The 10,037-nt window shown below is 59.4% G+C and carries 10 protein-coding genes; 4 read left to right on the top strand and 6 right to left on the bottom strand.

All coding sequences use genetic code 11. From position 1 onward, the window contains the following. Nucleotides 1–361: 361 nt before the first annotated feature. From GC177_05055 to GC177_05080, 6 genes are all read right to left on the bottom strand, one after another. The gene (locus tag GC177_05055; GenBank protein MBI1275323.1) at nt 362–790 is read right to left on the bottom strand and encodes a hypothetical protein; all 429 of its coding nucleotides are present in this window, start codon (nt 788–790) and stop codon (nt 362–364) included. Nucleotides 791–870: 80 nt separating this feature from the next. Continuing rightward, entirely contained in the window at nt 871–1,605 is a 735-nt protein-coding gene (locus tag GC177_05060) for a hypothetical protein (GenBank protein MBI1275324.1), read from the bottom strand. 52 nt (nt 1,606–1,657) lie between these two features. Further along, the gene (gene ilvD / locus GC177_05065; GenBank protein ID MBI1275325.1) at nt 1,658–3,400 is read right to left on the bottom strand and encodes a dihydroxy-acid dehydratase; all 1,743 of its coding nucleotides are present in this window, start codon (nt 3,398–3,400) and stop codon (nt 1,658–1,660) included. After that, nucleotides 3,384–4,058, bottom strand: coding sequence for a hypothetical protein (locus GC177_05070; protein MBI1275326.1), 675 nt, complete (start codon nt 4,056–4,058; stop codon nt 3,384–3,386). The genes ilvD and GC177_05070 overlap by 17 nt, the downstream gene beginning before the upstream one ends. Next, nucleotides 4,058–5,278 (bottom strand): diaminopropionate ammonia-lyase, encoded by a 1,221-nt coding sequence (locus GC177_05075; protein ID MBI1275327.1) that lies wholly within the window; start codon nt 5,276–5,278, stop codon nt 4,058–4,060. The genes GC177_05070 and GC177_05075 overlap by 1 nt, the downstream gene beginning before the upstream one ends. A gap of 54 nt (nt 5,279–5,332) precedes the next feature. Continuing rightward, the gene (locus GC177_05080) at nt 5,333–6,289 is read right to left on the bottom strand and encodes a DUF350 domain-containing protein (protein ID MBI1275328.1); all 957 of its coding nucleotides are present in this window, start codon (nt 6,287–6,289) and stop codon (nt 5,333–5,335) included. 87 nt (nt 6,290–6,376) lie between these two features. Between GC177_05080 and GC177_05085 the strand changes: the two genes are divergently transcribed. The 4 genes from GC177_05085 to GC177_05100 all read left to right on the top strand — a co-directional run bounded on the left by GC177_05085 (nt 6,377) and on the right by GC177_05100 (nt 10,018). Next, nucleotides 6,377–8,143, top strand: coding sequence for a hypothetical protein (locus GC177_05085; GenBank protein MBI1275329.1), 1,767 nt, complete (start codon nt 6,377–6,379; stop codon nt 8,141–8,143). Further along, a complete protein-coding gene (locus GC177_05090; protein MBI1275330.1) occupies nt 8,052–8,336 on the top strand; it encodes a YnbE family lipoprotein in 285 nt (94 codons plus the stop codon). Before GC177_05085 ends, GC177_05090 begins: the two co-directional genes overlap by 92 nt. Next, nucleotides 8,323–8,655 (top strand): DUF1318 domain-containing protein, encoded by a 333-nt coding sequence (locus GC177_05095; GenBank protein MBI1275331.1) that lies wholly within the window; start codon nt 8,323–8,325, stop codon nt 8,653–8,655. The genes GC177_05090 and GC177_05095 overlap by 14 nt, the downstream gene beginning before the upstream one ends. Before the next feature lie 106 nt (nt 8,656–8,761). Beyond that, complete coding sequence (locus GC177_05100; GenBank protein ID MBI1275332.1) at nt 8,762–10,018, top strand: TRAM domain-containing protein; 1,257 nt, start codon at nt 8,762–8,764, stop codon at nt 10,016–10,018. Nucleotides 10,019–10,037: the final 19 nt, after the last annotated feature.

The raw sequence follows: 10,037 nt of genomic DNA on the forward strand, positions 1-10,037 counted from the left end.
GAAGCGAGCCAACAAAAGCCGGAGCGCACCGCGCGACTGGGCGCGACTGCGCCCCGCGCCTTATTGGCGCGTAATAGCGAGCGAAGCGAGCCAACAAAAGCCGGAGCGCACCGCGCGACTGGGCGCGACTGCGCCCCGCGCCTTATTGGCGCGAAATAGCGAGCGAAGCGAGCCAACAAAAGCCGGAGCGCACCGCGCGACTGGCCCATTGAGGGCCCGCCCGCTAATGCGGGCGTAATAGCAAGCGAAGCGAGCCAACAAAAGCCGGAGCGCACCGCGCGACTGGCCCATTGAGGGCCCGCCCGCTAATGCGGGCGTAATAGCGAGCGAAGCGAGCCAACAAAAGTCTTAGCGCGCAGCGCTAAGAAATAATCTCCCAGCTGCCATCGGGCTGAAGGCATGCCTGGCCGTAGCTTTCCTGCAGGCGTCCGCCCACGGCTACTTTGGAGGTATATTCGCGGCAATAGCGACCGTCCGCCTCGTCCTCGTCACGGTATTCGACCTGCGCCGGTTCCGGTGGCATGTAGCGCACGCCGGGGCGTGCGTCGATATAGTCGCGCTCGATATAGACGGGGCGCGTATCGCGTATCACGATCATTCCACCGGGAAACAGGCGCGGGCCGTAATAATGCGATCCGTAAAAAACCGGGCCGCGATGGTCATGGCGGTATCCCCAGTCACGGCCTCGATCATGGCCTCGGTCATGGCCGCCATGGTGGCGCGGGTCGGCCATGGCCGCGTTGCTGGAGAATAACAGAACAGTGCTGAGCAGGATGGGTAAAATACGCATGGGTAAGCTCCTATAGGGGCATTCTACCCTTGATACGCGCGGGCGAAACCCTTCCTTCGCTGGCTTACCAATTTGTAATGCTAGGCAACATACGGTTGTTCTGACGATAGCCCATCCTGATGAATGATGCTGTCGATCAGGCTTTCAACCGTAAGGCCCGATTCCACCATATCAAGCCCTTCGCAATCAATGGCGATGTTACGGCCCTGTCCGGTATTCCGTTGTTCCTGAAATACATTCCACGCTTCCAGCAAAAGGTCCGTGTTGGCTTCGATAAATGCTTTGGCAATGCAGGCGATATCCTCGTCCAGTTCAACCGGCGGAACGTTTTTTTTACCGGTAAGCACCGAGCTGGATTCCACGACAGGCGCAATTTCAAAATTGCCCGGGCTATCAAGGTCAAGCAGCTGCAGGCCAAGGGAAAAACGGTTTTGCGGAATATCCACGCGTTCAGCGTGGTTGGCATAGTTTTCCGGTGCATCCAGATAATCATCTTCCACCAGCAGCGCATAAACATGGGCATCCTGGGGTGCATTTCTATCAAACGGCGGAGACGTCATAAACTGGAACACCAGGTGCTGGCCGATATCCTCTTCATCCGGCGCGCCCATGACATCCATTTTATCAAGCGGGATCGTATGGATAATGCCATGCTCCGTGAAGTCGCTGTCCTTCAGTATGTCCGTGCGTTCTTCACCCGTCATGCGCAGCGAGGCCGCGTCATCATAGCAATGGGTGTTCATATTCAGCGCATCGCCAATAGCGGCCACGTCTTCCGACAGACAAAGTTCGGCAAATGATACGTTTGGCGTCATAAAATCCTCCATGTGGAGGGTTTATGGCATGAAACTATGACAGTTTTTCGTATCAGATATCCGCATAAGCCTTGATTTCAGCCTTGGCGCCCGGATGCGTAACGGCCCCGAGGCGTGCCGGGCCGACTAACTGGCTGTATTTAAAGATCGCTCCGCTCTGGTAATCATGCCTGGCCGCTTTCCAGTTTTTCCTGCGCTCCGCCAGTTCGGCCTCGCTCAGCTGCACCTCGATCAGTCCTTTTTCAGCATCAATGACGATGCGGTCGCCGTCTTTCAGCAGCCCGATAGGGCCGCCCACGGCTGCCTCTGGCCCGATATGCCCCACGCAGAAGCCCCGCGTGCCGCCGGAGAAGCGCCCGTCGGTAATCAGCGCCACGTCCTCGCCCATGCCTTGCCCGTAAAGCGCGGCAGTGGTGGAGAGCATCTCGCGCATGCCGGGGCCGCCCTTGGGGCCCTCGTTGCGGATGACGATGACATCCCCGGGGTTGTAGCTGCGGTTCAGCACGGCGCTCAAAGCGTCTTCCTCTTTCTCGAACACGCGGGCCGTGCCCTCAAAGCGCAGGTTCTTGAGGCCCGCGATTTTCACAATTGCGCCTTCCGGGGCCAGGTTGCCTTTCAGCCCGACCACGCCGCCCGTTGGGCTGATGGGCTTGTCGCAGGTGTAAATCACATCTTGACCGGTCGGGAAGGTAATACCCTTCAGATTTTCGGCCATGGTTTTGCCATTCACCGTGATGCAGTCGCCATGCAGAAAGCCGCCATCCAGAAGCGCCTTTAACAACACCGGCACGCCGCCCACCTCGTGCATGTCCTTGGCCACATATTTGCCGCCCGGCTTCAGGTCCGCGATATAGGGTGTGGAGCGGAAGATTTCCGCCACGTCGAACAGGTCGAACTCGATCCCCGCCTCATGCGCAATGGCGGGCAGATGCAGCGCCGCATTGGTGGAACCGCCGCTGGCCGCCACCACGCGCGCGGCATTCTCCAGCGATTTGCGGGTGACGATATCACGCGGGCGAAGCCCCAGTTTCAGCGCCTGCATCACGGCAATGCCCGACTGGCGCGCATATTCATCCCGCGTGGTGTAAGGCGCGGGCGACCCGGCCGAACCCGGAATGGCCAGGCCGATGGCTTCCGACACGCAGGCCATCGTGTTGGCGGTAAACTGCCCGCCGCATGCGCCGGAGGAAGGGCAGGCGACCGCTTCCAGCTCGTGCAGTTCCTCGCTGCTCATGCCGCCTGCGGCATGCTTGCCGATACCTTCGAACACATCGACAATGGTTACATCCTTGCCCTTGAACTTACCGGGCAGGATAGAGCCGCCATACATGAACACGGACGGCACGTTCAGCCGCACCATCGCCATCATCAAACCGGGCAGGGATTTGTCGCATCCGGCGATTCCCACCATCGCGTCATAACAATGCCCGCGCATGGAAAGCTCCACCGAATCGGCGATCAGATCACGGCTGGGGAGCGATGAGAACATGCCCGGGTGCCCCATGGCGATTCCGTCCGTCACGGTGATGGTGTTGAACAGGCGCGGCGTGCCGCCGGCTTCGTTCACGCCGAGCTTGGCCACTTCCGCCTGGCGCATCAGCGCGATGTTGCAGGGGGCGGATTCGTTCCAGGTGCTCACCACGCCCACCAGCGGCGCATCCAGCGCGGCATTGCGTTCCTCCACGCTGTTGCCCAGCCCCATGCAGGGGGAGAGCATCATGGTGCGCGCCCCCGCCTGGTTGGGAAATCCGGTAACGTAGCGGCTGGGGAGTTTGGACTTATCGTATGTCGGCATGTGGTCGGCCTTGCTCGGTTTCAAAAAGGTGCGCCATCATGGCAACACCGAGCAAAGGAAGCAAGAGATTGATGACGGGCAAACTGCCGCAACCGGCCAGAATCAGCCCCATCACGCGCAGCCGGGTTTTTCGCTGATGACGAAATGCTTCCGCATCCGCCGCGCTCATATGGCGCAAAAGCACGGCTTCCAGGAATTCCCGCGACAGCAGATAGCCATTAAGTGCGTAATAAACAAAGAGGTTCACCAGTGGGATGAAATAAAGCGGCAGCACCACGATGTTCAGCGCCAGTGCCTTGCCGAAAAATTTCAACCCGGCCTTCATGCTCGCGCCAAGGTGGGGTTCGCGTCCGCTGGCATCGCCGTATTCCGCCTCCACGCCCATGATCACGCGGTCAAGCCACAGGCTCGCCACCAGCGGCGTGATAAGGGGGAACAGAAACCATGCCGCCACCCAGGAGCCAACCCCCACCAGCCCGTCCAGCAGCCATTCGCCCCAGCCTCCGCTGGCGATGAAGCGCGTCTGCACCAGAAGCGTGGTGAGCCCCGCCGCTATGCCGAGCAGCAGCAATGCGCTCAAAATCATCGACGCCATCGCATAGCGCCGCAACGGATGATTCGTCAGGCTTTCCAACGTGCGTTCGAATATCTGGTACATCACGCCGCCCCGGCCAGGATATGCTCCGCGCTCTTGCCGACGATATGCTGATACAGCTCGGGGTCTGTATCGCCTTCGGTGCCGAACAGCAGCACCTCGCTGGTGTCGTCGAGCCCAAGCGCCTGACGCCAGCCGTTGTTGGCTGCCGCGATATAAAAACCCGCCAGCCCGGCCACGGCCGATTCCCCGCCAATGATGGGCTGCGCGGAATATTCGGCCGCCGCCAGCCCACGCATTGCGTCAATAGCCGCGCTGTCCGGCAGGGCCATGCAGGCGCTGGTGAGGCCGTTCAGCATCGCCCATGCCTGTTCGGACACCTCGCCGCAGGCAAGCCCGGCCATCATCGTATCCAGCGCGCCATGCACGGCGGTGATTTTTCCTGCCTCGAAACTGGCCTTCAGGCAGGCCGCGCGGGTCGGCTCGCACAGGACGACCTTGGCCATATCCTTGCCATAGCGGTGCCACAGCCAGCCCGCTACGCTTGCGGCCAGCGCGCCTACGCCGCCCTGGATGAACACATGCGTCGGCGGTTTCGGCATATTGCCAAGCGCTTCTTCCACCATAAGCGTGTAGCCCTGCAGCACCAGCGCGGGCACGTCGGCATAACCCGGCCAGCTGGTGTCGGAGATCACCTGCCAGCCATGCCGCCCCGCGTCCGTTTTCGCCTGCCGTACGGAATCGTCGTAATTCCCCTTCACGCGGATCACCGTTGCGCCCAGCGCTTCCATCGCCTCCTGACGGCCTATGCTCACATGCTCGTGGATATAGATCACGCTGCGACAGCCGAACAGCTTGGCGCCCCACGCTACCGAACGGCCATGATTACCGTCCGTTGCCGTGCAGACGGTATAATCCAGCAATTCGTCACGAAATTTCCCGGCAAGCAGGTCACTCAGGCTCGCTTCGGGCCCACCCAGTTTCTTTTGCAGGTAACGCTGCACGCACACCAGCACCGCGTAGGCCCCGCCAAGTCCTTTAAAGCTCTTGAGGCCAAAGCGCCGTGACTCATCCTGGTAATAAACTCCCGCCACCTGGGTTTGCTGTTCCAGCTTTTCCAGTCGCCGCAAGGGAGAGGGCGCATAGCCGGGCCAGTTACGGATGACCGTTTGCGCCTTCAGGCAGGCATCCTTGGGCATGGTGACGTCCACCGATTTCGCGGCGCGGCCTATCTCGCTGGCGCTTGGGGCAGGGCAGGCAAAAAAACTTGGGCTGTCGGGCATTCAACATCAACCATTCACGGCGGAATCTTACACTCACAGCCCTAAGGGCCGTTCCTAGAACATCAATGCCATCATTAACAGGCCGACGGAAATATGGATGGCCGCCTGCATGGAGCCCACGGCGATATTGCGCTGGGAATCCACCTCCAGTTCCAGATTGATGTCCGACAGGATGATATGGTCCGCCAGCCAGGCCACCACGGAGGTGATGATGACGATCACCAGCGACATGATGAGCCAGCTCACCATCGGCAGCAGAAATTCATCATAGGCATAAGGTACCATTTGCGAAGCCGCGGTGATGGCCAGCGCCGTACCAATGCGGAATCCGGCGAAACGCAGCGCCACGGCCACATTGCCCGACCCTACCTGATGCTGAACCACGGCATTGTGGCGGCGCTGGAAGCGAGCCAGCCCCAGGCGCACCACCAGGGTGAGGAAAAGCTGAGAAAGAAAATAGGCGATAAGCAAAATGACGAGGCCCTGCCAGGTGTAACTGTTCACCCAGTACATCACCGCGCGCACCACCAGGGCGGAGGCGATAACGTTACCCGCATCCACAATGCCTGCGGCCATGTTGCCGCGAAGGATTTCATCGCGCAGCTTAATGCGCGGCATGGCCAGGTCGTCGAAAATCACGCGGGTCACAAACATCAGCGCGATGCCGAGCAGCCCGTACCCGGCCATCATCATGGCCAGCAGGGAAAGGTCGAGCGAGGCTTCATCCGTCATGATGCCCGTCGTCATGATGATCACCCCGAGGATCACCCCGGCGGTGGAAATACCGAATGCGCCGTTATCTTTCACGGAAAGTTCCGTTTTCGCCTGCACATGGCTGACGGCGGCGGAGATGTATTTGATGCCGACCAGAAGGATCAGCGCGATGGCGAAATTCACCAGAATCACGGGGATAACGTTGGTATTGACCAGCAGATAGCTTTCAAACGAATGCATGACTTTTACGTGCTCCCCAAATGAACAACACAATAGGTTGTAACGAACTTGCGCCATAAGGTATACCAGCAGTATACCCAATGCAGGCGCAAGCTAACGGATTCCTTTAGCAAACGCAATTCTACAAAAAACATACGCGTGATTATGGCTTTGTATAAAAAAATCCTCTGTGCGGTTCTGGCGCTTTTCCTGGCGGTGACGATATCCGTGCCGCTCATTCTCTGGTGGGGCGCCACCAGCGCCACCGGCAAGCACTGGATCGAAAAGCAAATGGCCGCCGCGCTGGAACGCCATACGGAGTTGAAAGCGGAGATTAAAATTCATTCCATCGGGCTCAAGCGCATTGAGTTCGAGGACATCAGCACCGGCACGGTGCGCCTTATCGGCTCTGTCATTACATGGGAATGGGAGCCATTGCCCGTGATCAAGGCCATCCGCATCCGCACTGCCGCGGCATCCCTCTCTTACAATGACGGCATACTGATTATTCCCGGCATCACGGATGTGGACGAAGTGGAAGACCCCACGCCCGTGCCCATTGAAGAGCGTATCAAAAACCTGCTGGATGCCTGGCCGCAGGACCTCGCCATTGGCGACGGCACGCTCGACATGGTCATCAACGGCCAGCAGGCCCGTCTGACATTTGACATGGATGTGCTGCGCGACGATGACGGCAGCCCCATACTTCAGCTTGCCGGAAAGCTGGCGGGCAATGCCTTTGGCGGCAAGGTTTTTCTGGAAACGCATCTGATGCCGCGCATGCTGCAGCTTCCGGGGTTTGACGTCACCTTTCAAATCACCGGCGGGGAGGGCGATATCGGTTTCCTGATACCCGCCATCACCAAGGATACGGGTTTTGCGCTGTTGAAGGATGCCGCCTTCAAAATCTCCGTCAAGGGCGTGCCGGAGGATTATAAATTTGAAAGCGAGCTCTACACCAAGGGCAAAATGGCCATTCCCGGCATCGGCAACCTGCCGCAACCTATGATAAAAACCGTGCTGAAAGGCCGCGTGAGCAACAACCGCCTGAGCGCCACGCTAAATGAGCTCTACTGGGGCCAGCGCGGCGAATCCACGCTGATGATCGTGCCCGAAAAACCCATTTTGCTGAAGGGCATGGAATGGTACGGCGTACCGGCCGACGCCAAGCAGAAGCCGACCTTCTCCGCCGAGAAAAAGGGCGACGCCTGGAGCATTGCCTGGGATGGCCTGGTGGAGCCGCTGCACCTCAACGGCAATTGGGTGGATGCCAAGAATGTGATGGATAAAACCACCAAAACCATCAGTGAAGGCAAGGTGGAGAAAACGGAAAACACCACGCCGAAAAAGAAAAACTCCATCGGCACGGCTGTTTCCCTCTCGCTCTCTCCAAGCATCATGACCGCCCGCGCCGCCTATGACCCCACGAAGAATGAAGACAAACGCCTGACCTGGCAGAAAGGCTCCAAGCTGGCCCTGACGGCCAGGGCGGAAAACCTCGATATCCAAACCCTTCTGCAATATTGGGTGCAGGAAACCGCCACGGCCGAAGGCAAGCTGACCGGTACGTTCCCCATCATCCTGACGCCTGAGGGAATTGAGATTGAGGGCGGCAAGCTTGCCGCCAGCAAGGATGGCCGCATCCGCTACAAATCCGAAAACGTAACGGGTGACGAGAGCATAGGCATTCTTTATCAGGCGCTGGAGGATTTTCACTACAAGGTGCTGGAAACCAGCATCGACACGCCCGAGCCAAACAAGGTCCACGCCGTCATTCGCCTTGAAGGCTACAATCCCAACGTCTATGATGGCACCACCATTCAGCTTAATGTAAACCTGAATGCCGACTACTCGAAATTATGGAAATCAGGCAACGCCGCCTGGAACATTGAACAAAGCGTACAGGAGCAACTCGACCGTGCGAAAAAATAACCCCACCCATAACAGAATTCTTAGTGTTGTGCTGCTGGCGGCGTTACTCTCCGCCTGCACGCCAACCGTGAGGGTGGAAGCTCCGAAAGAGCCCATCGTCATCAACATGAACATCAATATTTCGCACGAAATCCGTGTGAAAGTGGATAAAGATCTTGAGAACCTGCTGGAGAAGAAAGATGACATTTTCTAAGCTTCGTACCCTTGCCTTCGCTGCTGCGCTGATGGTGCCCATGTCGGCTTGGGCGCTGGACCTTCAGCAAGCCAAGACCAACGGCTGGGTAGGCGAAACGCCCAAGGGCTTCATTGCCCAGGTGGGGGCAGCCCCGGCGGATGCGCTGCGCCTGGTGGAAACCATCAACGCCAAACGCCTTGAGGAATATAAAAAGATATCTCTCAAGCAGAACCAGCCGGTGGATGTGGTTGCCCGCCTGATGGGCGAGAAGCTCTATGAGCGCGCCGCGCCGGGTGAATACCTGCAGCAGCCCAACGGCAGCTGGGCGAAAAAATAATCTGCCCCAAACTCCCTCTCCCCTTGAGGGCTCGAACAGGACCATGGCTCCTGGGAGCCGCATAAGTATGTGAGAGGGCAGGGGTGAGGGGGCCTCTATCGCACACGTGCTGACCATCACCGAACTCGGCCATCAGGGCGACGGCATTGCCCGCCTTGATGGCAAACCCGTCTATGTGCCGCTGGTTGCCGTGGGCGATGTGGTGGAAGCCGAAATTGCCCACCATAAGGACCATGGCCGCGCCACGGTCCTTCGCATCATCACCTCCTCGCCGGACAGGTCCGAGCCCTTCTGCGCGTATTACGGCATGTGCGGCGGCTGTGGGTTGCAGCATCTCGCGCCGCAGGCCGTTGCGCGTTTCAAAACCTCGCTGGTGCAGGCCGCGCTGGCCAGGCAGGGTATCTCTGCCGAACTCTCACCCATCGCCACCATGGCGCGTGCCTCGCGCAGGCGGGTGGATGTCGCCATCCATCAGCGCCGGTTGGGTTACCATCAGCGCCGCAGCAGGGATGTGCTGGCCGTGGACCATTGCCCCATCCTTCATCCTGTGTTGGAGGCGCAGCTTCCCCATTGGCAGGCATGGTTGAACGGGTTGCCGAAGGATGTTCAGCCGCAGGCGCTGCGTATAACGCAATTGGACGACGGCATGGATGCGGTGCTGGAACTGCCGCGCGCGCCATCAGATGTGGCGGAAATGACCATCGGCGCATCCATTTCGCAATTAAAGGAACTCGCCCGCATCAGCCTGTGGGTGAAGGGCAGGGATGAGCCTCATATCAGTTTCGCCCCGCGCCGCTGCCGGGTCACCATCGGCGCGCAAACATTGCCCGTGCCGCCCGGCGCCTTCCTTCAGGCCAGCGCCGAAGCGCAGAATTGGCTGACCGGCTATGTGCTGGATAGATTGCCCGCCAAAGGTGCCGTGCTGGATCTCTTTGCCGGTATCGGCGGCTATGCGGCCAGCCTTGCGGCCCCCAGTCCTTCCAGGCCGGGGCAGGCCGTGCATGCCGCCGAGCTGGACATGGCAATGGTGGAAAATATCCGCCAGCTTGCCAAAACCCTGCCGCGCCTCACCGCTGAGGCACGCGACCTGTTCAAAAGCCCCTTCCGCGCAGCGGAACTTTCCCGCTTTACCGCCTGCGTCATCAACCCGCCCCGTGCGGGGGCGGAGGCCCAATGCCGCGAGCTGGCCAAACCAAACGGCCTCACCCACATCGCCATGATTTCCTGCAATCCCGAAAGCTTCGCCCGCGATGCCGCCATCCTCATCACCGGCGGCTGGCAACTCAACCAAGCCCAGCCGCTGGACCAGTTCATCGGCTCCCACCATGTGGAAGTCGCAGCCTTATTTACACGCGCCGCATAAATCTTTAAAACAAACGGCC

The organism is bacterium, assembly GCA_016124905.1.
Classification (GTDB): domain Bacteria; phylum Pseudomonadota; class Alphaproteobacteria; order Rickettsiales; family RI-342; genus RI-342.

What these genes read in the sequence shown, in the direction of transcription:
- GC177_05095 (MBI1275331.1), top strand. Translation starts at nt 8,323, where the DNA reads ATGACATTTTCTAAGCTTCGTACCCTTGCCTTCGCTGCTGCGCTGATG.
- GC177_05080 (MBI1275328.1), bottom strand. Translation starts at nt 6,289, where the DNA reads ATGGCGCAAGTTCGTTACAACCTATTGTGTTGTTCATTTGGGGAGCAC.
- GC177_05085 (MBI1275329.1), top strand. Translation starts at nt 6,377, where the DNA reads ATGGCTTTGTATAAAAAAATCCTCTGTGCGGTTCTGGCGCTTTTCCTG.
- GC177_05075 (MBI1275327.1), bottom strand. Translation starts at nt 5,278, where the DNA reads ATGCCCGACAGCCCAAGTTTTTTTGCCTGCCCTGCCCCAAGCGCCAGC.
- ilvD (MBI1275325.1), bottom strand. Translation starts at nt 3,400, where the DNA reads ATGCCGACATACGATAAGTCCAAACTCCCCAGCCGCTACGTTACCGGA.
- GC177_05090 (MBI1275330.1), top strand. Translation starts at nt 8,052, where the DNA reads ATGCCGACTACTCGAAATTATGGAAATCAGGCAACGCCGCCTGGAACA.
- GC177_05070 (MBI1275326.1), bottom strand. Translation starts at nt 4,058, where the DNA reads ATGTACCAGATATTCGAACGCACGTTGGAAAGCCTGACGAATCATCCG.
- GC177_05055 (MBI1275323.1), bottom strand. Translation starts at nt 790, where the DNA reads ATGCGTATTTTACCCATCCTGCTCAGCACTGTTCTGTTATTCTCCAGC.
- GC177_05060 (MBI1275324.1), bottom strand. Translation starts at nt 1,605, where the DNA reads ATGACGCCAAACGTATCATTTGCCGAACTTTGTCTGTCGGAAGACGTG.